Source organism: uncultured Paenalcaligenes sp. (assembly GCF_947630565.1).
Classification (GTDB): domain Bacteria; phylum Pseudomonadota; class Gammaproteobacteria; order Burkholderiales; family Burkholderiaceae_B; genus Paenalcaligenes; species Paenalcaligenes faecalis.
In genome coordinates this window covers 1-24,995 of the sequence record NZ_CANRIC010000029.1, presented here as the reverse complement: position 1 = coordinate 24,995, position 24,995 = coordinate 1, and the positions used below count along the sequence as shown (strand labels likewise).

The window sequence follows — 24,995 nt, the reverse complement described above, 5'->3', positions numbered from 1 at the left end:
CACTATAATCACGGCTTAACTCCCGCACAAACAGAAAAACAACTCTATCAACTGTCCGGAAATACTTGACCACTACATTAAATCACCCCCCCCCTAACCCTATAACTATTCCTATAATCTTTTACCTATAACTCTCCTATAACAAGCTGCCGCTTTTTGTGGACAGTTTGCTTAGCAGCAAACGGCCTTCGGTCTGATGCCCACAAACCGCGGAAGCTCATCAACAAGATCCTTTCTTTCATTTTTATTTAAAAGCAAAAACACATTAAAACACCAAAAGGAAAAACAAGCCTAAGAGCATCTTTAGCACTACAACCCACCCCACAACCTATGGATCATACTTAAAGCTACCCTACGAGCTCCTAGGGGGCTCACAGGCCGCATTGAACACCATTTGGCTGCTTAGTGATTAGAGGGGGTTAGTTATTTTTTAATTAAAAAGCAAAAACATATTAAAACACCAAAAGGGAAAACAAGCCCAAGAGCGCTTTTAGCGCTACAACCCACCTAACAACCTATGGATCACGACCAAAGCTCTACCACGAGCTTCTAGGGGGCTCATAGGCCACATTGAACACCATTTGGCTACTTAGTGATTAGAGGGGGTTAGTTATTTTCTTTTTTGGTGCTGATACATAGGCCGCAGGCCGTTTAATAAAGTCCTTTTGGACTTTATTCATGAAGGTAAGCAGCCGCCTCAAGCGGCTGTTACCTTCAGGATATCCTGGATATCCTGAAGGTCCTGCTAAAACCCTCAAATATCGGGCCGCTGTGAGATGCTATCGGGCCGCTGTGAGACGTTTAACCCGATTTTCTGAGTTGAGTTCTATGCCAATCTCACGCAAATTCTCAGAATCAGCTTTGAGTCTGTAGCGTGCATTACACATTTCTTTGCTGCTGACTTTATCTCCGCATACCGCCCTTATCAGCGTGTCGAGGTACCAGCCCCCAGCCGGGTCGTACTTATGGGTCAGCACATAGCGGGCGAGCGCCTGACTTATACCATGTTGCAGCCGAGCGAGCGGTGCTGGCTGGTAATACAGTGATAGATCTCGCTCCAATAACATCACCAAAGCCACTCCTAGCCGAACGCGCCATAAGTTGCGCTTACCGCCCGTAAGAGGGTCAGGGCGAGTCATGGTCGACGGTATAACGTGGTCAATCAGACCACCTATTATGCTGTCGCCCGTCTGCTCCAGCTCTGGCGTGATGATCTAAATAGTGACGGCCCTTAGATCCGCAAGCAGCTTTTTGATACGACCATGGCTGTACTGGCTATCAGATAGCATCCGGCGCAGCTTCGCCGGATCGACCAACAACTCTATACCGCCGTCTGAAATCTCACGGCGACGCTCGGCCACGTAAAGTATTGATTCGACAACATCGGCGTGTCGTTGCCCAAGTCTTCCTGTGACTCGGCACCGACCAAAGCTAGTCTCCATCCATTCACCTTTGCGCTCCCGGGGCCGCTGGCTAGGTTGATAGATCATTACGCGCGCCTGTAATGCCGTGCTAGTAGGAGTAACTTTGTTACCAGTTTTCATCCTCTTTCCTTGCAACGGCTTTCGGCTTCGTAAATTGGTGCTGTCGCTCCAAGACAGCGGGTTTCAATACTCCTCCGTCGTGACGTCTAAACCAGCGCTCTTGAAAAGGAGAGCCATAATTCACCTTACTAACGCCATAGCGCACAAAGTAGCCACGCTGTGCTGCATCTACGCCCCAGTCTTTAGCCTCACTTTGGGTCATTCCAGACAAATAAGATTGCCACCGAATATTATCGACTAATCCGGACGAACCACGACTAGCCTGCTGTTGATCCCCAGAGCCCATCGCTGCAGTGCCTTTGCTGGCATGATGCAAAAATAAAATAGAACATCCGGTGTCAGCTGCGATGGCCTCCATACGTCCGATAACCTGCGCCATGGGGCCACTCGCATTCTCTTCTTCAAGGTGGAATCGACGCAATGTATCGAGTAGCATTAATCGGCGTCCCTCTGCAGCCCTTTTTAGATAATCAAACCAGCTTTTATGCGTGATATCGGGGCACTTACCAACCAAAGGCTCGATCCGTAAGCCATCATTTACTATCCTCTGCTGGTTAGTGGTGAGTTGTGCCCCCAATGCATATAAACGGTGATGAATTGCCACAGGCGGATCTTCTGCGGGTAAATAGATTACTTGCCCCTTGGGCAGTTCACCGACTCCCAGTAGATCAGGGCCGCCTGCGACTTGCGTAGCAAGTTGTAATGCAAGCATTGATTTCCCTACGCCACCGGGTGAAACCAATGCGCCTACCGTACCTGCAATCATGTTAGGCAGCACATAATCAATGGGTAATGGCAGCTCTGTGAAAGCGTGCATAATATCGATATTCATGCTGCTACCTCCCGTTAAGTCCGGGACGATGCGCTCTTAGCCCCAAGGCTTTGCGTGATGCAATCCAGTCCTCAACTTCGCATAGATACCAGACAACGTTTCGGCTAGTTAAAGCAATACGGCGTGGAAACTCTCCCCGCTGCTCAAGGTTATAAATTGTACGGTCAGACAAAGGAACGATCTTTAACAGTGTTTTCTTATTTATCAGCGTGCTATTCGTTTTTACTTGCATAATCTAGGCCTCCATCAATCACTTTCTAATATGTGCTTGATATTGCCTGGTCATGCGCACTTGCGTCCCACGCTTAATTGGCTAATATTGATGACATGAAAAACCCATCGATTCTTATATGGGAAGATTGCTACCCCACTGTCGCAGAAGCCATAAAACAATTTCAGGCTTGCTGGCGACCGTCTTCCACAGCAACGAGCAAGCATACTCTGCGATTAATAAAGGAGCTTATAGAACCCAGCGTTAGTGCTTATGCGGAAACGTTGCAACAGTCCTATTTGCACTATCTTCCGGGCATAGAGAGTGAATATAGTTTTAGCGAGATCATAGAAAGTTTTGGTTTCGATAAGATGGCGCGCTTACAGCGAACTCTGCTGGTCGCATTTAAGCCCCTAAAAGAGGGGCAATCGCAGCTGGATGTGCAGTTCATTGCAACGTTAGAAAGCTTATACGGGTTAATTGGCGCGTGTAGACGCAAACGTCAGATAAAGACAAAAGTACGAGACACCCCGCTGAGTAATATCCGCCCACAGGGATTTTGTAAGTTTTGTGGCAATCTGACTGAATTCACACTATTCGCTGAAGGTCTGGATGAAATAGAGTTATACCCGCCAACCGCATCACCAAAAGAAAAACAAAAAACCTTGCGCCTAAGCAGCCAATATTGTGTGGACCATCGGCCAAAGCTAGCGAATAATGAATGGAACCCTAAATATCGCACAGCGAAACGTTCAGAAACCGACTTTAATCTTGAACTAAGAAGACTCACCTTTCAGTCAGCGATAGTTAGCACCTCTTACGGTGAGTCGGACGATGTACTAATAGACCACTACATCCATCATTATGTTTACAAGCATGGCTTTCAGCCTGCGGATGAAGCTGCGCTACGTCATCATGCTCGATTGATGGTAGATACAAAACTATCTGATCGTAAAAAGAAAATAGTATTACTGGAACGCTATGGAATGAGCCAATCTGAAATTAGTCGAATACTGGGGATTTCTCGCCAGCAAGTATTTAGAGATTTAGCTACTGTTCCACCCCTATTCCGTTATCTTCCTGAGATTAAAAGCTTCCATGCTCATTTACTTTCAGAAAACCTAATTAAATAACTACAGTAAGCATTATTCACACGGCTTTTTAACGGTCCATTCATCAATCATATCTGCCCAGTCTTGCAACATAGCAGCACGTTGCTCGCGGTACTCTGCTTTGTTATATACCGCTCTAACACCTTTTTGTTCGTGGGCTAGACACTTCTCAATCCAGTCGGTGTTATAACCTGCTTCATGCAGTAACGTGCTGGAAGTACGGCGAAGATCATGAGGGCCAAACTTGGCAAGGATCTGCCCTTCTTTCTGGGCAAGCTTGTAAGTCATGTCCAGCACGCGATTCAGGGTAGCGCTGCTCATAGGCAAGTCAGAGTCGTAACGAGACGGCAACACATAGTCAGAGCCTCCCGAAAAGGTCTTCAGGGCAATGAGAATGTCCAGAGATTGACGAGACAGAAATACCAAATGGGGATTACGCCGCTTCATACGCTCTTTGGGGATGGTCCACAGCGCTTCGCTGAAGTTAATTTCACTCCAGGTGGCATTGGTCAGTTCGCTTTTGCGCACCATAGTCAGCAGTAACAACTTTATTGCAGCACGTATGGTAGGTGATGTACCGATACGCTCTAGGTATTGGTACATAAGCTTAATTTCTTCCGGTGACAAAGTGCGATCTCGTGGCTCAAACTTGGCAATGCTGGAAGGCCTTACCAAGTCGGCGGGATTCTCTACCTTCTGTCCTCGCTCAATAGCCCAGCGGTACACCTGAAGCACAACTTCACGGGTATGCACGGCAGTAGCAGGCGCCCCTCGCCCCACAATAGTATCGGTTAACGCCCGCAAATCTTCGTGGGTGATTTCTGCTAGCTTTTGATTGCCAAATTTTTTCTCCAGCTCCCGGGTATACACCGAACGGCGCATATCTCGAGTGGAGTCAGCCATCTGGTAACCCCGTAGCCACTTTTCTGCCCAAGCACCGAATGTCTCAGCGTCTTTCACTCGGGCCTTACTTCGCGCTTTCTCTTTGGCCGGTGATTTACCATCAGCCACCATTTTCTTAGCTTCATGCAATCGCTCACGGGCTTCAGCTAGAGTGATACCACCGATACCATAGCGGCCAAAAGTAATGGTTTCTTGCCTGCCGTTGAGAGAGTAGTTATAACGAAACGAGATAGTGCCAGCAGGGGTAACAGCGACATATAGGCCGTCTCGGTCATTAACTTTGTATAATTTATCTTTAGGTTTGATATTACGTAGCTTGGTATCGGTCAACATAAAGCTTATTCCTTGTAAGTTTTGATACCATGCTTAAAAGCTGCAGAAAAAATAGATTTTTATAGTTTAAAATCAAGTGGTTAGTCAGTTTTGATACCATAGCCAATTGAGATAAGGCAGCATGGTATCGAGTCTCTCCATGGCATCATGAAAATGATAATACCAACTTTAATACCACACACAAACCGTGCTTGGCGTTACTAAATCTTGCTAGACAGTGCTTAACCAAAAAACAAAAAAGCCCATGTAAACATGGGCTTATGATTCATTTTTGCTAATTAGTGCTAGCTAGTACCTAACGAGTGACTATTCCCACTCAATCGTTGCGGGTGGTTTGCTGGATACGTCATAGGTTACGCGGTTAATGCCGCGTACTTCGTTAATGATACGTCCAGAAACTCGCTTGAGTAAGGCGTAGGGTAATTCAGCCCAGTCGGCAGTCATGAAATCAGAGGTCTCTACGGCACGTAAGGCCACCACGTATTCATACGTGCGTGCATCGCCCATAACGCCTACGCTTTTTACTGGTAAAAAGACGGTGAAAGCCTGAGAGGTCAAGTCATACCAGTTTTTGCCTGTTTCAGCATCGACGGTATTGCGTAATTCCTCGATAAAAATAGCGTCCGCACGACGTAATAAGTCGGCGTATTCTTTTTTCACTTCGCCCAAAATACGTACCCCTAGGCCTGGCCCGGGGAATGGGTGACGGTAAACCATATCTGCAGGTAAGCCTAAGGCTACACCTAGTTTACGTACCTCGTCTTTGAACAACTCGCGCAATGGTTCTAAGAGCTGTAGATTTAGCGTTTCGGGTAATCCACCTACGTTGTGGTGTGATTTAATTCCTGTGGCTTTGCCGGATTTAGCAGCGGCAGATTCAATCACGTCTGGGTAGATGGTGCCTTGTGCTAACCATTTGGCGTTAGATTGTTTGCTGGCTTCGGATTGGAAGATTTCAACGAATTCTTTACCAATGATTTTACGTTTTGCCTCTGGGTCAGTTACACCGGCTAATTTTCCCATGAATTGCTCTGATGCATCCACGTGAATGATATTCATGCCGAAATGCTGGGCAAAGGTTTCCATAACTTGTTTGCCTTCGTCAAGACGCAACAAACCATGGTCTACGAAAACACACGTTAACTGATCACCAATCGCACGATGAATCAACGCCGCGGCCACAGAGGAATCCACCCCACCTGACAAGCCAAGAATGACCTGATCGGAGCCAACTTGCTCGCGTATATTCGCAATGGCTTCCTCTACGTAGTCAGGCATATTCCAGTCACCTGAACAACCACAAATATCACGTACAAAACGGTTAAAAATGGCCGCTCCTTGTTTTGTATGAGTGACTTCGGGATGAAACTGTACCCCATAGAAACGACGAGTTTCGTCAGCCATACCTGCAATAGCGCAGGAGGGAGTGGACGCCATCAATTTGAAGCCTTCGGGCAATGCCGTGACCTTGTCACCGTGGGACATCCATACTTTCAACATACCATGACCGTCAGCGGTGACGAAGTCTTGGATGTCTTTCAAGAGTTCAGTATGCCCATGGGCCCGTACTTCGGCATAGCCAAACTCACGCTGTTCAGCTTGTTCTGTTTTACCGCCTAAATGCAATGCCATCGCTTGCATGCCATAACAAATACCAAGCACAGGTACATTGGCTTCGAAAACAGCAGTTGGAACTTGTAAGGCATCATCGGCATAAACCGAAGCATGGCTACCGGATAAAATAATACCGTGTAAGTTCGGTTGAGAGCGAATGAATTCATCGCTGACATCGCCAGGATGGATTTCGCAATAAGCGCCCGCTTCGCGTACGCGACGAGCAATTAATTGAGTGACTTGTGAGCCGTAATCAAGAATAAGAATGCGTTGGTGCATGATAATTTTGTATAGATAGAAGACAATCGGCCAAGCCACATACTATGCAGCCTGGCCGATTAAAGCATAAAGTGCAAGACTAAACGCGTTTAGTCAGCCCGATAGTTAGGGGCTTCTTTGGTGATTTGTACGTCATGGACGTGTGACTCACGTACACCAGCGGCTGTGATTTCAACGAACTCAGCTTTTTCGTGTAAGTCAGTAATCGAAGCGGCGCCACAATAGCCCATAGAGGCACGAATGCCACCAACTAATTGGTAGATAATAGCCAATACAGTGCCTTTGTAAGGAACGCGACCCTCGATGCCTTCGGGAACCAATTTGTCGGCATTGCTGCCGGCTTCTTGGAAGTAGCGATCTGCAGAACCGTCTACCATTGCCCCCAAACTGCCCATACCACGGTAGGACTTGTAAGAACGACCTTGGTACAACACCACATCACCTGGGGCTTCTTCGGTACCGGCAAATAACCCACCCATCATGCAAGCAGAAGCGCCAGCAGCAAGGGCTTTAGATACATCACCAGAAAAACGAATGCCACCGTCAGCAATCAGTGGTACGCCTGTGCCCTGAAGGGCTTCGGCGACATCGGCAATAGCCGTAACCTGAGGTACACCCACACCAGCCACAATACGTGTTGTACAAATTGAACCGGGGCCAATACCAACTTTAACACCGTCAGCACCTGCTTCGACTAAGGCCAAAGCAGCTGCTGCGGTAGCAATATTACCGCCAATTACCTGAATATGCGGGTAGTTTTGTTTTACCCAGCGTACTCGATCAATCACCCCTTTGGAGTGACCATGGGCTGTATCAACAATAATGGCATCTACACCGGCTTTGGAAAGCAGGTCTACACGCATTTCTGTATCACCACCTACGCCAACGGCCGCAGCAACACGTAACTGACCATGTTGGTCTTTACATGCATAAGGGTGTTCTGTGTTTTTAACGATATCTTTAACCGTTGCTAAACCACGTAACTCAAAGTTGTCGTTCACAATAAGCACGCGCTCTAGGCGGTGCTTATGCATTAGGGCTTGAGCTTGGTTAAGCGTTGCGCCCTCTGGCATAGTGATAAGACGTTCTTGGGTGGTCATGACCTCGCTGATCGCCAAATCAAGGCGATCTTCGAAACGCAAGTCACGGTTCGTGACAATGCCCACCAATTTGCCATTTTCAACAACAGGCAAACCAGAAAATCCATTTTCCTTTTGGAGCTGGATCGCATCACGAACTTTCATGGTCGGCGTGACGGTAATTGGGTCAATCACAATACCGAACTCGTGACGTTTAACACGAGCGACCTCGCGAGCTTGTTGCTCAGCGGTCAGGTTTTTATGAATAACACCAATACCACCTTCTTGGGCCATCGCTATCGCTAAGCGGGCCTCAGTAACGGTATCCATGGCGGCGGACACCAAAGGAATATTGAGTTTAATGTCACGCGAGAATTGCGCGCTAAGATCTGTGTCACGTGGCAGAATCTGCGAAAAAGCAGGAACCAATAACACATCATCGAATGTAAGAGCTTTTTTGATAAGACGCATGTCTTTATATCCCGTCCAAAACCTGATTATACGCTTAAGTTTTTAACCTAACCAGACCCGCGCGTTGTAGAACAGACGCATCCAAGGAGTTAGGCCACCATTTTGAGCTGTATCGCCACCCACATCCGCACTGCCCCAACGCTCTGGGGACCAAGACAGCTGCACATTACGGATAACACGCTCTGGGTGTGGCATCATAATCGTGAACCGACCATCTGCCGTCGTCACACCCGCTATCCCCTGTGGGCTACCATTTGGATTAAATGGATACTGTTGCGTACGCTGACCTCGGTTGTCTGTGTAATGCATGATGGATTTCACCTGTGCCGCATCACCTTGAACATCAAAATTAGCAAAGCCTTCGCCATGAGAGACAACGATAGGCAAACGAGCACCCGCCATCCCTTGTAAGAAAATAGAAGGAGACTCAGCAATTTCAACAGAGGCTAAACGAGCCTCGTATTTCATGGATTGGTTGGCCGTAAATGAAGGCCAGTTTTCTGCACCCGGAATCATAGGAGCCAACGCAGCCATCATCTGACATCCGTTACATACACCTAAAGCAAAGGTATCTGTACGCTGGAAGAAATCTGCAAACTGCTCATTGAGCATAGGGTTAAAGCGAATAGTACGCGCCCAGCCCTGACCTGCGCCTAATACGTCACCGTAACTAAAACCACCGGCAGCAACAATACCTTTCAAGTCCGACAAGTCACGACGACCACTTAACAAATCGGTCATCGGTAGGTCGATTACCTCAAAGCCAGCTTGATCAAACGCCCATGCCATTTCTAGTTGGCTATTGCTGCCCTGCTCGCGCATCACCGCTAATTTAGGACGAGCGCCTGTATTAATAAAAGGAGCGGCAATATTTTCTTGGGGGTTATAAATGACCTTCGCATTTAAGCCGGGGTCATTCACATCGTCCCAAAGTGCGTGTTCGGCATCAGCGCTGGCAGGATTATCACGCAACAACATCATTTGATGCGTCATGGCAGACCACACCTTACCTAAGTCAGCACGCGGTGTCTGGTAAATGCATGCACCATCGCGATAGACCTCAATCGTATCCGTGGTGTTTGGCTTACCAATCACATGAGAGCATGCGGACAAACCGGCTTCGCGTAGCTGCTGTAATACGGCGTCACGTTGCTCGGCAGGAACTTGAATCACTGCACCTGCTTCCTCGTTAAACAAGGCTTTTAGTGTGAGTTCATCACGCTGCACTGCGACCTGATCTGCACGAATTTTGAAATCACCCCAATCTGCGGCATGAGGATCAATCGTTAACATATCAATATTCAATGACACACCCGTGTGCCCAGCAAATGCCATCTCTGCCACAGTGGGAAATAAGCCACCATCCGATTTATCGTGATAGGCCCAAACCAACCCTTGATCAGCCAAGCTACGTACTGTAGTGGCAAAAGATTTAAGTAGGGTGGCATTCGAGAAATCAGGAGTCTCGGCCCCTACTTGGTTAAATGCATGACATAACACTGAGCCAGCCATACGCTGCTTGCCCTCTGCCAAGTCAATAAAAATCAAAGCACTGTCTGCATGGGTCCGTAGCTCAGGAGTTAATGTTTTACGTACATCCTCTACCTGACCAAATGCGGTAACAACCAACGACACAGGCGCAATCACATCACGGTCTTGACCATCTTCCGTTTTCCAAGCAGTACGCATGGATAGCGAGTCTTTACCTACCGGAATAGACAAGCCTAATTCCTGACACCACTGGCTAACGGCCGTAACAGTATCAAACAAGGCGGCGTCTTGCCCCTCTACCCCACATGCTGCCATCCAGTTTGCAGATAACTTAACATCATCAAAACTACGGATATCACTGGCTAGCAGGTTCGTGATGGACTCTGTGACGGCCATACGGCCCGAGGCTGGCGCATCAAATACCGCAATAGGACTACGCTCACCCATTGCCATGGACTCACCACGTACTTGCTCGTAATCCGCTAAGGTTACCGCACAATCGGCCACAGGAATCTGCCAAGGGCCAACCAACTGATCTCGGCTACATAGGCCACCTACACTGCGGTCACCAATCGTAATCAAGAAGTTTTTACTCGCAACGGTAGGGTGACGCATAACGCGCGTTACGGCTTCGTCCAAGGTAATGACAGGTAAGTCCAGCTCGCCTTTGATGGGTTCAGCACGTTTTACATCACGTAAGGTACGCGGCGCTTTACCTAAAATCACCTCTAGGGGCATATCGACTGGCGCGGGTGTCTGAGCATCTGCTTTTGCTTTCGCATGACCCGGAATCCCCTCGCCTAAAGTGACTCGTAGCTGGCGCTCTTCGGTAGCCACACCCACCACGGCCCATAAACAACGCTCACGCTCTGCGATCGCCTTGAAGCGCTCTAGGTCTTTAGCATCAATCGCTAACACATAGCGTTCTTGTGATTCATTACACCAGATCTCTGCAGGAGATAGGCCGGATTCCTCTAGGGGAACATGAGTCAAATCAAAAATAGCACCGCGCTCAGCATCATTCACAAGCTCGGGAAAGGCGTTGGATAAACCACCCGCACCCACATCATGAATCGCAATAATTGGGTTGTTTTCACCCTGCTGCCAACAACGATCAATCACCTCTTGGGCACGACGTTGCATTTCAGGGTTACCACGCTGTACCGAGTCAAAGTCTAGCTCGGCTAAATTCATGCCAGATGTCATGCTGGATGCTGCACCACCACCCATCCCAATCCGCATACCCGGACCACCTAACTGGATCAATAGCGCCCCCACAGGCAATGGGTCTTTGTGCGTCAGGCGATCATCAATCGCGCCCAAACCACCAGCGATCATAATGGGTTTATGGTAGCCCCAATGAGTACCATCAATGGTTTGCTCAAAACTACGCATATAACCTAGTAGGTTAGCGCGCCCAAACTCATTATTGAATGCTGCTCCGCCTAAGGGGCCTTCGATCATAATATCAAGGGCCGTTGCTATGCGTTCAGGGAAACCATAAGAATCCTTTTCCCACGGCTCTGCCATATCTGGCAAATGCAAATTGGAAATGGTATAGCCTGTCAATCCAGCCTTGGGGCGAGAGCCACGACCTGTAGCACCTTCGTCTCGGATTTCACCACCAGACCCAGTCCCAGCGCCGGGATGTGGCGCAATCGCGGTAGGGTGATTATGCGTCTCAACCTTCATGAGGGTATGCATCAATGCATCGTAGGACTGATAGCTACCTTTGGCTGCTGAGTCAGGCAAACTGGCGTGGAACACCTTGGCCTGACCACCATGCATAATGGCAGAGTTATCTGCATAAGCCACAATGGTTTTACGTGGTTGCGCAGCGTGAGTTTCGCGAATCATACCAAACAAGGTTTTGTCTTGGGACTCGCCATCAATCACCCACTGAGCATTAAAAATTTTGTGTCTGCAATGCTCGCTGTTCGCTTGCGCAAACATCAGTAATTCTACGTCGTGTGGATTACGACCTAGCTTTGTAAATGCATCAAATAAATACTCAACCTCATCCTCTGATAAGGCTAGACCCATATTTTGATTCGCATCCACTAAGGCTTGTATGCCTTGGCCTAAAATGTCCACTGACAACATGGCCTTAGGAGCTAAGTCTTGAAATAAGGCTTGTCCATCAAAGGCCTGATCCACCACACTTTCTGTCATGCGATCATGCAGTTGTGCCGCAATCAGTTGCAATTGAGCCTGATCTAATGATTTGGCACCAAGGAATCCTCGGCTTGGGTCTACCACATACCGAATACCGCGCTCGATACGACGTACTGTTTTTAAGCCACAATTACGTGCAATGTCAGTGGCTTTACTGGCCCAAGGGGACACAGTGCCTAAACGAGGAATAACCCGTAAAACCAACTGATCTTTTGTCTGCGATTTTAGATCATAGGCAGACTGCCCATCATCAAGCAGAGCCATCAATTGCTGGTTTTGTTCTAGAGTTAAGCCGCCATCAGCTGTCCAAACATAGTATTCGTAATAAGCCGCAATACCTTGGACTGGAAGATCTAAAGACTGAAAACGTTTAAGAAGACGCTCGCTTTGAAAAGCGGGCAAGGCAGAGGAGCCTGAGAAGTAGAGAATGGAGGACACGATGAGAGCCAATGCAAAAGTGTTATAAATGCACGCCATTTTAACCACAATACAAACAAACTGGGATTATTACGTAGTGCAAAAAGGAATTTTTTCACGTTTTCTCGATAAGCATGAGAAAAACGCCACAGCTTTATTCAAAATTTAATCGTCGTGACTCAAGTCAGTCACCTCATCGGGGTAAGAAACCTCTAGGATATCTAGCTCTTGTAAACCACCCGGCGTGCGTAAGGTCACCACATCCCCCTCTTGGGCTTTCAGTAGTGCGCGCGCCACCGGCGAGATCCAGCTAATTTTACCCTCTAGAGGTTCTGCCTCGTCTACGCCTACGATGGTAACGGTAAACTCAGTCCCATCCTGATCAGCATAGACGACAGTAGCCCCAAAAAAAACCCGGTCTTTGGTCGGTTGCAACGCCGGATCAACGACTTCGGCAATTTCAAGCCGTTTCGTTAAAAATCGGATACGGCGATCAATTTCACGCAATCGTTTTTTACCGTAAATGTAATCACCATTTTCTGAGCGATCCCCATTCGATGCAGCCCATGACACCACCTGCACCACCTCTGGTCGCTCTGTTTTAACCAAATGTTTAAATTCAGCGCGTAAGGCTTTATAGCCATACACCGTCAGATAGTTTTTTGTTCCTGCTGGCAAAGCAACAGCCTCGGGAACCAAATCATCATCCTGATCATCATTATCTTCTTTGACAAAGGCTTTACTCATTATTCACCTATCAACCTAAATCCAACGTTGCCATATGGGATGTAAGCCGGTAGGCAACGGCGGTAAACATCCCACATCAATACGCCCCTCTTTGGGGCCATGAAAATCAGAGCCACATGAGGCCTCAAAACCATAGCGCTTTGCAACCTGTGCGTATTCTAAATATTGCGCTGGCGCATGACTGCCTGTCACAACCTCTATGCCCTGCCCACCTAAGGCTTTAAACGTGTCAAATAACAGATCAAATTGCAAGGTGGTGTAATCGTACCGACCTGGATGAGCAATCACCGCCACACCACCCGCTTCGTGAATCCAACGTACCGCATTTTCTAAGCTAGCCCACTGCATAGGGATATAGGCAGGGCCCGTATCCCCTAAGTACGTCGCAAATACCTCTTTCATAGAGGCACAATGACCTTGCTGTATTAAAAAACGGGCAAAGTGCGTACGAGATACCAGCTCTGGATTACTGGCAAAAGGAATCGCCCCCTCGAAGGCACCTTCTATGCCTAAATCAGCTAAGGCTGCTGCAATTTTATGTGCACGCTGTGCACGCCCAGAACGTACATGAGCTAAGGATTGGATTAACTGAGGGTTATGGTAATCAATCCCTAACCCTACGATATGAACCGTTTTATTTAGCCATGTTACCGAGATTTCCACCCCTGGAATAAACTGCATACCTAGGTCGGTCGCCGTCTGTTGCGCCAAGGCCAAACCGGCTAATTCATCGTGGTCTGTTAATGCCCATAGGTTAACCCCGTGCTCATGGGCGCGTTGGGCGACTTGATCTGGTGTTAAGACCCCATCTGAAACGGTGGAGTGACAATGTAAATCTACGTTCATGTATTACTCCTGGAGCAGAAAGCGTTTAAGCACCGCAATCTGATCTGGCGACATGAAAGTCGGTGCATGCCCGACCCCCGCGACTTGGTAGAGCTGCGCTGAGGGCAAACGTTGTAGCATTTGCTGAGCGACCTCATCGGAAAGCAAATCCGAGGTTTCCCCACGTACAATTAAGGTTTCAGCCGGTAGGCTTTCATAGGCATCCCAAAGGATTTTCTGTGCTGCCTGAACTAAAAGTTCTGAAGCCGCCTCGTTTTGCTCAATGAATTGTCGTTTAAATGGGGTCGCTATACCTAAATCATACGTTAGATTCCACTGCCCATCTTGTTGGTGAAAGACGTAACGTGTCAGGTGCTCCCATTGCTCTTGGGTATGGGGGCCAAAGCTTTTCCACTGCTTTTTAGCATGCTCTACGGCTTGTTCAAAAGAATCAAAAAACAGCTCATCACCAATATAGTTACCAATACGTGCTAAGCCCTCTGCACTGATGACCGGCCCCACATCATTAAGCACCATACGCCTAAAGGGTACAGCCCAACTTGAATTTAAAATATGGTCCGTCTCCCAAGCATGTAAGCGCTGTAAATTGATTAAAGCTCCAGCCACCCCTAATCCAATGAGACCGCCCATTGACGTACCCACCCAATCAAGCGTTGTGGGTTGTAATCGTGCGATAAGCGTAAAAATATCGGCTACGTATTGGGGGACGATATAAGAATCAGGATCAACCAAAAAATCCGATTTACCTCTGCCAACGATGTCAGGACAAATAACACGGTATTCAGAGCTCAAGGCTTGAGCTAAGGCATCAAAATCGCGCCCTGTTCTAGTTAGACCGTGCACACATAGCAATACTTTTTTATTTGATGGATCACCCCATTCCCAATACGCCATGCGATGTACACCAGACGGGCTGGAACACACCACATAATCTAAACGCGGGCTAGATTGAACAACAGGGGTTGATACCATAAAAGTCTCCTTTGGCAATACAAGCAGCAATACGTGTCATTGTAACGCACAAGTGGGGCCATCGCCCCACTTTGCCCTCAAGCTTGTGTTGAGATTATTGGATTAAATACAGCTGCGGTGACTCTAAAATACGGCGTACCTCTTGAATAAACTCTGCCGCATGCAAACCATCCACAAAACGATGATCAAAGGAAGACGATAGATTCATCATGGTTCTAATCTGAATGTCACCATCAATCACCACAGGTTGCTGAACTTGTCGATTAACCCCCACTATTGCAACCTCTGGCGCATTAATAATAGGCGTAGCGACTATCCCACCAAGAGGCCCCAAACTGCTTAAGGTCAGAGTAGACTGGGCTGATAATGAACCTGTGCCTTGGCGAGCCTGTTCTGCTAGGGTCTGAATCTGAGCTGCCATTTGCCATAACGATAGCTGTTGCGCTGACTCTAAAACCGGCACCATCAAACCCTGCTCTGTTTGAGTTGCAATAGCAACATGCACATCTTGATACTGCTCTAGAGCATTATCCTCTGCGTTATAACGCGAGTTAATGGCGGGGTGTTTCTCTATTGCCAAACATAAAGCTCGAACTAAAAAAGGTAGCAAGGTCAAATGCCCTCTACTTTGTCCCCACTGCGCATTTAACTGATGCCGCCATTGTTCTAAAGCCGTCACATCGACTGCCTCTACATAGCTAAAATGAGGAATGTTTTGAGAGGACTCCTGCATTTTCTTAGCAATTTGACGACGTAATCCAATAATAGGGATGCTTTTAACCGACTTAGTTGCCCTGGGTGCTGCACTCTGTTGTAGTACCTGATCTACGTCAGCATGATGTAGCTGCGTTTTACCTAATTGTTGAGCTAGCTGCTGTAGGTCGATGGATAATTCTGCTGCGCGCTTACGTACTGCTGGCGACGCCTGCACCTTTTGTAATAAACGCTGCTGCGGTGTAGTCACTACTGGCATGAGGCTTGGCGTAGGCTCCGCCACTGTCTGCGCTGATATCTCAGGTTGTGTCCTAGAGGATTCACTAAGCAAGGCACTGGACTCGGATTCCAAGGTGGGGGTCTCATCAACTGCTGGTGACGCCCCATTTAGTTCCAATTGAATTAGGTCTGCCCCCACCGCCAGCACATCTCCGGCCTGACCACCTAAGGAGATAACTTGACCACTGACAGGCGAAGTGATTTCCACAGACACCTTTTCAGTCATAACACTGGCGACTTGTTGGTCCTCTTGGACTGTCTCACCGACTGCCACAAACCACTCGACTAACTCTACCTCGGTAATCCCCTCGCCAATGTCGGGAATTTTAATACTGTAATTAGACATATTTATAGCCCCTTCATGACATGTTGATACGCCTTAATAACGCGTTGAGGCCCCGGGAAATAATCCCACTCGTGGGCATGGGGATAAGGCGCATCCCATCCGGTGACCCGTTCTATAGGAGCCTCTAAACTATAAAAACAATGCTCCTGAACTAAGGCAGACAGCTCTGCCCCAAAACCAGAAGTACGCGTCGCCTCGTGCAATATCACACATCGTCCCGTTTTATGTACAGAGCTGACAATGGTCTCGATGTCGACAGGCCAAATGGTTCGTAAATCAATCACCTCTGCATCAATACCCGCGTCCTGCGCAGCCGCTAACGCCACATGCACCATCGTGCCATAGGCCAGCACCGTTACATCGGCCCCTGCACGGCGGATCACGGCCTTGTCTAATTCTGTCGTGTAATAACCATCAGGGACTTGAGCTAATTCATGATCGCGCCATGACTGTAAAGCTCGATCGTAGTAACCATCAAAAGGCCCGTTATACAAACGCTTCGGCTCTAGAAATATCACCGGATCAGGTGACTCTATTGCCGCAATTAATAGACCTTTAGCCTCTATAGGATTCGACGGCATCACAGTCCGAAGCCCTGCTATATGCGTAAAAATCGCTTCGGGGCTTTGGCTATGAGTCTGGCCACCGTAGATTCCACCGCCAACCGGCATACGTATCGTGACAGGGGCGGTAAAATCATTGACAGAGCGATAACGAATGCGAGATAGCTCAGATACGATTTGGTCCATAGCCGGATAAAAATAATCACCAAACTGAATTTCTACCACTGGGCGTAAGCCATAAGCAGCCATCCCTATGGCTGTGCCTACAATTCCGCTTTCAGAAATAGGCGCATCAAAAACACGCTGCGAACCATATTTTTTTTGTAGGCCTTCTGTGGCTCGGAACACCCCGCCAAAATACCCCACATCCTGACCATAGATAACCGTATTACTGTCTTGATCCAACATCACGTCCAACGCAGAGCGAATCGCTTGGAGCATGCTGAGAGATTGAGTCGTCATAGCGCCTCCTTGAACTGTTGTTCCTGTTGGAGTAGATGCCATGGCTTTTCAAAATACACATCATCGAACATGGCTTGGGCATGTTGACGATGGGCTTGCTCCATTGAGCCACCTATAGATTCGGCTTTCTTTTGTGCATCAAGCACTTGTTGATCCACCTGTTGCTGGTAGTCCTTATGCTCTGATTCTGACCATTGTCCTTGCTGAATTAAATAATTTTTCAAGCGTTCAATCGGACAGCCTAATGGAAAATGCTGCCACTCATCAGTAGGGCGATATTTGCTGGGGTCGTCTGAACTGGAATGAGGTCCAGCTCTGTATGTCACCCATTCTATAAGGGTTGGCCCCCCGTTTTGACGAGCCCGCTCTGCGGCCCACGCGGAGGCGGAAAGGCAAGCAAGAAAATCATTACCATCCACCCGTAACGAAGCAATACCAGAGCCAGCACCACGGGCAGCAAAAGTATTACCCGCCCCACCGGCAATCGCTTGGAACGTAGAAATCGCCCATTGGTTGTTCACCACATTCAAAATAACGGGTGCGTTATAGACCTGAGCAAAAGTTAGTGCCGTTTGAAAATCACCCTCGGCCGTCGCACCGTCTCCGATCCAAGAAGCCGCAATTTTTGTGTCCCCTTTAATCGCAGAGGCCATCGCCCAGCCTACGCCAATTAAAAACCGAGTCGCTAAATTGCCTGAAATGGAATAGAAACCAAAGTCTTTGAAGGAATACAAAGCAGGGAGCTGTCTTCCCTTTAGGGGGTCACAACTATTGGAGTACAACTGACACATTAAATCGGCGATCGGCATGTCTTGGGCCAGCAAAATCCCTAACTGTCTATAAGAAGGAAACTGCATATCGCCTTTATCCAGCATCATTGTTTGCGCCGTACTAATGGCCTCCTCACCATAAGACTGAATGTAAAAGGTCAGTTTTTTTTGGCGCTGAGCATGAAACATACGCGCATCAAAGGAGCGTATTAACATCATGGTTTTTAGCCCTGAAAGCAAGGGCTCTACTGCGGTATGCGTCGCCCATTCGCCCTGTGCGTGGCCTTGATCATCCAACACACGTATAAGGCCTTGGGATAAGGGCAATAACTCATCAACAGAGGCTAAGGGATCGGGGCGCGGTGCTGCACCTGCAGGCTGCAGATGCAAATAAGAAAAATCGCTGGGGGAGCCAGGTCGAGCTGGCGGCTCTGGAACCTGTAGCCGTAATGGTGTTTGTCTCATGGTTACCTCGTGAAAAATCTTGTGGAGATTTCAACTTGATTTGTTTATTTTATGTAGAGCCTTATGGGCCTTATTCCACTTTAACGCGCCACAAAAAATATGCAATGCAAGCACACCTAGTGATTACCCTTGTCATGTAATAGCCCTACCTGATTTTGCCAATAGCGCCCTTGATCTAAGCGTGCTACCTTGGTTTTCAAACCTTGAGAGCTAGAATGCACCACTATTCCCCCATGGAAATCAGTACGCAAAAACTGCGCACCGCCCTGCTCCCAACGTTGCTGCACCTCTGCATGAGGATGACCAAATCGACTCCACCATCCAACCTGCGCAATGGCAATTTGCGCCTGCATTTGCGTCACCCAGCCTAAGCCCGAGGACGTTTTTGAGCCGTGATGCCCCACCACTACAACATCGTGCGCCCCCAGTCCTAACTCGACTAACTGCTTTTCTTGGGCTAAACCCACATCACCCGTTAAGAGGGCCTGATGATGAGCTCCTGTAATTTGCAAAACACAGCTTTGGGCATTTTTATCTATTTTTTTGCCTTTATCTGCTGCATATAAGGTGGCGCTGGGCCAGACAAAAGAAAATATCACACCATCCACCTGCCAAGACTGCCCTCTCGCGCATGTACTCTGAGACAGGGGCAACGGTACAGACTGTTGCCCCAGCATGAGCAATCGGCTTTCACGCGCTATATGTTTGGTCAAATCAAATGAACTAAAGGACTGCTGAACAGGGAAAAAATGCAGTAGGCTACGCGTCCCGCCTACATGATCCAAATCAGCATGAGACAACACCAGCACATCAATCTGTGTTTTACCTAGACTGCGTAAGTAGGGCATCACCGTGCGCTCACCCTCATCACTTTGAGGCCCTCGTCGCACCCCCGTATCAAAGACCAACACTTGTTGTGCTGTCTCGATGACTACGGCACTGCCTTGCCCCACATCTAGTGCATGTAAACGCCATTCACCTGAGTCTAAAACAGGATCACGCCAAAATAACGTTGGCAAAATCAACCCCCAGCCTAACCATGCAAAAGGCAACGCCCTAGGAAGTAAAGCAATCAGCATGCCAACAAAACCTACTGCTAGGACCCAAGCAGGAGCTCGTGCCGCAGGTAAACTCGCCAAAGGATGCTCGCTAAGCCACACAGTCATCACCATATTCAGCTCTAACAAACCATGACAAAGCCACAACACACCTTGCGTTAGCCAATCAACGGGAGATAGGCTTAACAAGGCAAAGAATAAAGCCAGAGGGGTAATCAACAGCCCAATTAAGGGAATCGCGTAGGCATTCGATAAGGGTGATACCAGTGAAATTTCAAAAAACAAAAAAGCTAGCGGAGGTAATAAGGCAACCGTAATCACTAACTGCCAAATCGCTGCCAACCGCCACTGCAGCCAATGTGTGCGCCATTTACTCTGGCCTCCTTGCCAAATCGCATGTCCTGTCCAATGCGCGCAAAGCACCAATACATAAACAGCACCAAACGAAAGCCAGAACCCACTTGCCAAAATAGCCCATGGATCAAATAACAGCACGATCACGACTGCTGCCGCCATAATCTGGGTGATTGTCATAGGTAAACGCCATAGCAAGGTCACCACCGTCACCCCAAACATAATAAAAGTGCGTCGTGCCGGGACCTCCCAACCTGCCGTTAAGCTATACAGCCCAGCAATCAGTAAAGCCAAACACCCCGCAGCCACTGCAGCTGGTATATATTCAGTAAACGCCTGTCCTCTCCAACGAAGTCGTCGCCAAATCCAAGCGAAAAACAAAGCGCTCATCGCTGCCAGCAACGTCACATGACTACCACTAATAGAAACCAAATGCGTTAGGCCTGTGCGATTAAATACCTGCCAATCCGATGGACTAATACTGGCCTGATCGCCAATTGACAGCGCTAAAATCACACCACCCCAACGTAAATCGCGAAGGTGTGGCAACATGGTCTCGCGCAAACGATGACGCCATTGGGCTGCGGCTAAACCAATACTTCTGATCCGCGGGGTGGGGCTCAGTAGCTCTGGATCACCCCGTATCGCACCGGTCGCTCGAACCCCTTGAGCAAACACATACCCCTCATAATCAAAGCCGTTCAGGTTCCTAGCGCCATGCGGTGTTTTTAAAAAAGACGTGACTTTCCAAACTTGACCAGGTTGTAAAGGTGGAAAGTCATGTGCTTTGGGTTGTGCGTAGGGCCCACCCCACTCTTGGGAGCTCCAGCGTAAAGAAATGATCTCAGGCACATGATCCGGCTTAGCCTCTAAAACCCGTGCAACAAAACTGCGGCTCTCTGGCTGCAAGCGTACTAAGCTCTCTATCTGCACCACCAGCTTAAACGGTTTGTTTTCCTCTGCCACAGGTAATTGCTGCATTAACACGGACTGCGCCTGCCAACTCGCATTTACCCACCCAGCTATGGCAGCAGCAAAAATCAAACACCCGCAACGCAACCACACAACAGCGCGTAGCAAAACACTTACCACCAGCAGCCCCAACAGCCCTATCAAAGCAAGCCACAGCGTCCCCTCTGACCATAACTGCGCCATTAGTTGCACTAGCCCCGTACCCAGCATAAAAGCCATGGCCATTATTCGCCCCACCATACTCACCTCTTAGGTAGTGATAGGGCTTTACCATATAAAAAAAAACGCACCTATAGGTGCGTAAGGAGGGGATTTCTAGCATACGTAGTTTTACTGACCCGTATGCTTTTGATGCCACTGCGATAAGCGGGGCAAAACGCGCATAGCAGTGTGGGAGGTTTGTGCTTTCAATTCATGAATATCAGTTTGCCGCAAGTCTGCTAAAACGTGCGCAATAGCCGCAAGTTCTGCGGGGCGATTGTATTGATTTTGATCTGTTTTAGGGTCTAGCCAGGCGGGGGCAATATCGGGAGCATCTGTTTCCAATACTATATGTGCCAAATCTACCTCTGCTGCCAAACGACGGATTTGTTTTGCTCTGGTAAAGGTCATCGCCCCACCAAATCCTAAAGCAAAACCTAAACCAATAAATTGGTGTGCTTGCTGTAGGCTACCGTTAAAGGCATGAGCAATTCCCGTTACACCACGATAACGACGCAGATATTTTAAAATCAGGTCTTGCGAACGTCGCACATGTAACAGCACGGGTAAGTTAAATTGCTGAGCCAGCTTTAGTTGCTGATCATAAAAGTACACCTGTTTTTCACGCATACTTTCTGTGCATAACTCTGGCACAAAAAAATCCAAGCCTATTTCCCCTATGGCGACGAACTGAGGATCTGCCATGGACTGCTCAATGTGATGAGCCAATTCGTGCAAATCCGATTCTGTTGCCTGCGGCACATATAAAGGGTGTATACCCAGCGCATACGTCACCTCGTGGTGTTGATGTGCTAAGGATTGCACCGCAGAGAAATTGGCCCGCTCTACCGCAGGCACGACCAGATAATGCACGCCTTTCTGTCGTGCTGCCTGAACAAGTTCGATGCTGGACTCTGTATAAATCTCAGCGTCTAAATGACAATGCGTATCAATTAACATCCATGTAATATACCTTGATCCATCGATAATTGGCGATGAGCTAATGCTGCCAATGCAGGGTCGTGTGTCACAATCACAAAGGCAATACCAAACTCACGGTTCATTTTTTGCAATAAGGTGAACATCTCTTGAGCCGTTTCACGGTCCAAGTTTCCCGTTGGCTCATCAGCCAACACACAAGCAGGCTGCGTCACCAAAGCACGCGCCAACGCAATTCGTTGTCGCTCTCCGCCCGACAATTGCCCTGGATAGTGATGAGCCCGATGGGCAAGACCGACTTGCTCAATGATTTTCTCAGCCTCTGAGCGCGCCTCTTTTCGGCTCATGCGACGTACAATCAGGGGCATGGCCACATTATCTAAAGCCGTAAACTCGGGTAATAGATGGTGAAACTGATAGACAAAACCCAAGGACTGATTCCGAATTAAGCTGCGTTGCTTTTCATTCAGTGAGTCTGTAGGCTGCCCAGTAATTTCCAAGGTTCCAGAACTAGGCTTATCTAACAAACCCAACACGTGCAACAGGGTACTTTTCCCAGACCCAGAGGCTCCGACAATAGCGACCATCTCGCCTTTGGCGACGTGTAAGTTCACATCACGCAGCACCTCAACCCGATTCACGCCATCTTCGTAATGGCGTTTAACGTGTTGAGCATTTAGCACTAAAGAATTAGTCATGTCGTAACACCTGTGCAGGTTGTAAGCGTGATGCACGCCAGCTTGGGTAAATCGTTGCCAACAAAGACAACACTAAAGAGGTTATACCAATCACCACCATGTCACTTAGCTGCGGATTAGAGGGCATTTGACTAATAAAATAAATTTGCTGGGGCAAGAATTCCTGACCGGTTAGATTTTCTAAAAAGGGAACAATCACATCAATGTTATAAGCCACTAACGCACCTAACCCAACCCCAATTGCTGTTCCTAAAAAGCCAATAATGGCCCCTTGCACCAAGAAAATTCGGGCAATTTCGCGCGGCGTCGCACCCAAACTACGTAATATCGCAATATCGCTGCGCTTATCTTTCACCGCCATCACCAAAGAGGACAACAAGTTAAACGCGGCAACCGCCACAATTAACGTCAAAATCAAAAACATCATGCGCTTTTCCGTTTGCACAGCCGCAAACCACGTTTTATTATTTTGCGTCCAATCATTGACATACACCCCTGTAGGTAATTGACCGGCTAGCTGATACGCGACCTCTGGGGCTTGCTGCATATCAGTAATACGTAAACGTACTCCGCTATTCCCACTGTCTCTAAAGACTCGGGCAGCATCTTGATAATACACAAAGGCCAGACTCGCATCGTATTCATAATGCCCAGAAGAATACAACCCGACCACTCGGAACTGGCGCATTCTAGGCGCAAAACCCGCTGGAGAGATAGAGCCCTGAGGCGCCATCATCATCAAACTATCCCCCACCGTCACACCCAAAGAGCGAGCCAACTGATTGCCCAGCACAATCCCGAACCCACCTTCTTTTAAGGCGGACAAATCATTAAAAATCATTTGCTGTGCTAGATCTGACACTAAGTATTCTAAATCGGGATCAATACCTCGAATTTGCACCCCTGTTAACTTATCACCCCGCACTAACATGGCTTGAGATGCCACGAAAGGGGCTGCTCCGGTGACATGTGGATTTTGCTCTGCCTTGTCGGCAACTTGCCTCCAATTTGACAATACCTCTTGATGGCTTGCGCCACTCACATATAATTCAATATGCGGCAATACAGATAGCATGCGATCTCGCACCTGAGTCTGAAACCCATTCATCACTGATAAAACGATAATCAGTGCGGCCACCCCTAAGGCAATACCGGTCATTGAGCTAGCGGCAATAAATGACACAAAGCGATCCTTACGCTTTGCGCCTTTACGACTGAAGCCCGCCATGCCCGCATAACGCGCCCCTATCCAAAATTCATAAAACATAGACTGTGTACCGTTAATGACTGCTGCAAATTCTTATATTGTACTGACCGAAGGGCTACCGCCCGCTACGATTGCTGCTGAAATTATCAAGCAGCTCCCTCACTATGCCCCCACTTTACTCAATTACCTAGACCAGAGTAAAAGTGATATGACAGCAATAGACCTAAGTCAGTCACGTTGTACAGCGTTTGAGTATTGGCAAGTAAACCAAGCTCAGTTTTCCGCATCGACTGCAAAGCATAACGCAGCTTTAGCGCTTTTGTTAGCAGCACAACAACAAAATCTATCAAAACTGGCCTCCGATAGACCTTTTTGGTTAGTTGAGCTCGTGCATATTGCCCCCGCTAGAGACGGGGCAGCCTTAATCCCCGCAAAGGATCTATTAATTAGCCAAGAACAATCCCACGACTTACTACGCAGTGCTCAAGCCCTATGCGAAGGCACTCCCTTTCAGCTCAAACCTTGGTCCGCCACTCATTGGCAGTTACTTAGTGACTTAGACCTCCCCCTTTCCTTTGCGAGTAGTGCTTTGGTTAGTCGAACTACAGTTAACGATTGGTGGGACCAAGACCCGAGTAGTCGAGACTGGCGTCGATTTGTGAATGAAATTCAAATGCTGTATTTTGATCACCCCATCAATCAACAGCGCCAGCAACATGGCTACCCCCCTATCAATAGCCTGTGGCCTGTAGGGGGGCTTTGCCCGAATGCGTGGCAGCCTCAGCCAGCCAGTTCTGTGCAGGTTTTTACTGAGTTAAGTGAGCCTGCATTACGTCAAGACTGGGGGCGGTGGCTTGAGCAGCTACGCATGATTGATCAACAGCTTGCCCCTTTACTTGTACACAATCCCTCACTCATGTTAAGTAATACGACCCACTACC

20 protein-coding genes are annotated in these 24,995 nt (G+C 48.2%); 2 read left to right on the top strand and 18 right to left on the bottom strand.

Annotated elements, in window-relative coordinates; genetic code table 11:
• Positions 1-779: 779 nt before the first annotated feature.
• The 4 genes from Q0Z62_RS06925 to Q0Z62_RS06910 form a co-directional block, all read right to left on the bottom strand.
• Positions 780-1,139 carry a hypothetical protein gene (locus Q0Z62_RS06925; protein ID WP_298052635.1) on the bottom strand — a complete coding sequence of 120 codons (360 nt, stop codon included), beginning with the start codon at positions 1,137-1,139 and terminating at the stop codon, positions 780-782.
• A 75-nt stretch (positions 1,140-1,214) separates the two neighbouring features.
• Positions 1,215-1,544, bottom strand: coding sequence for a hypothetical protein (locus Q0Z62_RS06920; protein WP_298052633.1), 330 nt, complete (start codon positions 1,542-1,544; stop codon positions 1,215-1,217).
• Positions 1,531-2,376, bottom strand: coding sequence for a helicase RepA family protein (locus Q0Z62_RS06915; RefSeq protein WP_298052630.1), 846 nt, complete (start codon positions 2,374-2,376; stop codon positions 1,531-1,533). Before Q0Z62_RS06915 ends, Q0Z62_RS06920 begins: the two co-directional genes overlap by 14 nt.
• Before the next feature lie 4 nt (positions 2,377-2,380).
• Positions 2,381-2,608, bottom strand: coding sequence for an AlpA family transcriptional regulator (locus Q0Z62_RS06910; protein ID WP_286597437.1), 228 nt, complete (start codon positions 2,606-2,608; stop codon positions 2,381-2,383).
• Positions 2,609-2,703: 95 nt separating this feature from the next.
• Between Q0Z62_RS06910 and Q0Z62_RS06905 the strand changes: the two genes are divergently transcribed.
• A complete protein-coding gene (locus Q0Z62_RS06905; RefSeq protein WP_286597438.1) occupies positions 2,704-3,720 on the top strand; it encodes a LuxR family transcriptional regulator in 1,017 nt (338 codons plus the stop codon).
• A gap of 12 nt (positions 3,721-3,732) precedes the next feature.
• Here Q0Z62_RS06905 and Q0Z62_RS06900 read toward each other — a convergent pair whose 3' ends face one another.
• From Q0Z62_RS06900 to Q0Z62_RS06835, 14 genes are all read right to left on the bottom strand, one after another.
• On the bottom strand, positions 3,733-4,935 hold the full coding sequence (locus Q0Z62_RS06900) for a site-specific integrase (protein ID WP_286597439.1): 1,203 nt from the start codon (positions 4,933-4,935) through the stop codon (positions 3,733-3,735).
• Between the two features lie 306 nt (positions 4,936-5,241).
• Positions 5,242-6,828, bottom strand: coding sequence for a glutamine-hydrolyzing GMP synthase (gene guaA / locus Q0Z62_RS06895; RefSeq protein ID WP_269901846.1), 1,587 nt, complete (start codon positions 6,826-6,828; stop codon positions 5,242-5,244).
• An 89-nt stretch (positions 6,829-6,917) separates the two neighbouring features.
• Positions 6,918-8,378, bottom strand: a complete 1,461-nt coding sequence (gene guaB / locus Q0Z62_RS06890; protein WP_269901845.1) for an IMP dehydrogenase — start codon at positions 8,376-8,378, stop codon at positions 6,918-6,920.
• 42 nt (positions 8,379-8,420) lie between these two features.
• The gene (gene purL / locus Q0Z62_RS06885) at positions 8,421-12,482 is read right to left on the bottom strand and encodes a phosphoribosylformylglycinamidine synthase (protein WP_298052621.1); all 4,062 of its coding nucleotides are present in this window, start codon (positions 12,480-12,482) and stop codon (positions 8,421-8,423) included.
• 144 nt (positions 12,483-12,626) lie between these two features.
• Positions 12,627-13,208 (bottom strand): transcription elongation factor GreB, encoded by a 582-nt coding sequence (greB, locus tag Q0Z62_RS06880; RefSeq protein WP_269901843.1) that lies wholly within the window; start codon positions 13,206-13,208, stop codon positions 12,627-12,629.
• A 15-nt stretch (positions 13,209-13,223) separates the two neighbouring features.
• The gene (locus Q0Z62_RS06875) at positions 13,224-14,054 is read right to left on the bottom strand and encodes a 3',5'-nucleoside bisphosphate phosphatase (protein ID WP_298052618.1); all 831 of its coding nucleotides are present in this window, start codon (positions 14,052-14,054) and stop codon (positions 13,224-13,226) included.
• A 3-nt stretch (positions 14,055-14,057) separates the two neighbouring features.
• Positions 14,058-15,026: an alpha/beta hydrolase gene (locus tag Q0Z62_RS06870; RefSeq protein ID WP_298052614.1), complete on the bottom strand. Its 969-nt coding sequence runs from the start codon at positions 15,024-15,026 to the stop codon at positions 14,058-14,060.
• 94 nt (positions 15,027-15,120) lie between these two features.
• The gene (locus Q0Z62_RS06865; protein ID WP_298052611.1) at positions 15,121-16,365 is read right to left on the bottom strand and encodes a dihydrolipoamide acetyltransferase family protein; all 1,245 of its coding nucleotides are present in this window, start codon (positions 16,363-16,365) and stop codon (positions 15,121-15,123) included.
• 2 nt (positions 16,366-16,367) lie between these two features.
• Positions 16,368-17,432 carry an alpha-ketoacid dehydrogenase subunit beta gene (locus tag Q0Z62_RS06860; protein ID WP_367180546.1) on the bottom strand — a complete coding sequence of 355 codons (1,065 nt, stop codon included), beginning with the start codon at positions 17,430-17,432 and terminating at the stop codon, positions 16,368-16,370.
• The gene (locus Q0Z62_RS06855) at positions 17,387-18,625 is read right to left on the bottom strand and encodes a thiamine pyrophosphate-dependent enzyme (RefSeq protein WP_298052603.1); all 1,239 of its coding nucleotides are present in this window, start codon (positions 18,623-18,625) and stop codon (positions 17,387-17,389) included. The genes Q0Z62_RS06860 and Q0Z62_RS06855 overlap by 46 nt, the downstream gene beginning before the upstream one ends.
• A 116-nt stretch (positions 18,626-18,741) precedes the next feature.
• Positions 18,742-21,234 (bottom strand): DNA internalization-related competence protein ComEC/Rec2, encoded by a 2,493-nt coding sequence (locus Q0Z62_RS06850; protein ID WP_298052599.1) that lies wholly within the window; start codon positions 21,232-21,234, stop codon positions 18,742-18,744.
• Positions 21,235-21,339: 105 nt separating this feature from the next.
• Complete coding sequence (locus tag Q0Z62_RS06845; RefSeq protein ID WP_298052596.1) at positions 21,340-22,170, bottom strand: TatD family hydrolase; 831 nt, start codon at positions 22,168-22,170, stop codon at positions 21,340-21,342.
• Positions 22,164-22,847 carry an ABC transporter ATP-binding protein gene (locus tag Q0Z62_RS06840; protein WP_298052592.1) on the bottom strand — a complete coding sequence of 228 codons (684 nt, stop codon included), beginning with the start codon at positions 22,845-22,847 and terminating at the stop codon, positions 22,164-22,166. The genes Q0Z62_RS06845 and Q0Z62_RS06840 overlap by 7 nt, the downstream gene beginning before the upstream one ends.
• Entirely contained in the window at positions 22,840-24,075 is a 1,236-nt protein-coding gene (locus tag Q0Z62_RS06835; RefSeq protein WP_269902166.1) for a lipoprotein-releasing ABC transporter permease subunit, read from the bottom strand. The genes Q0Z62_RS06840 and Q0Z62_RS06835 overlap by 8 nt, the downstream gene beginning before the upstream one ends.
• A gap of 55 nt (positions 24,076-24,130) precedes the next feature.
• Here Q0Z62_RS06835 and Q0Z62_RS06830 point away from each other — a divergent pair.
• Positions 24,131-24,995, top strand: an 865-nt coding sequence (locus Q0Z62_RS06830) for a hypothetical protein (RefSeq protein WP_298052589.1), incomplete at its 3' end; no start/stop codon positions are given.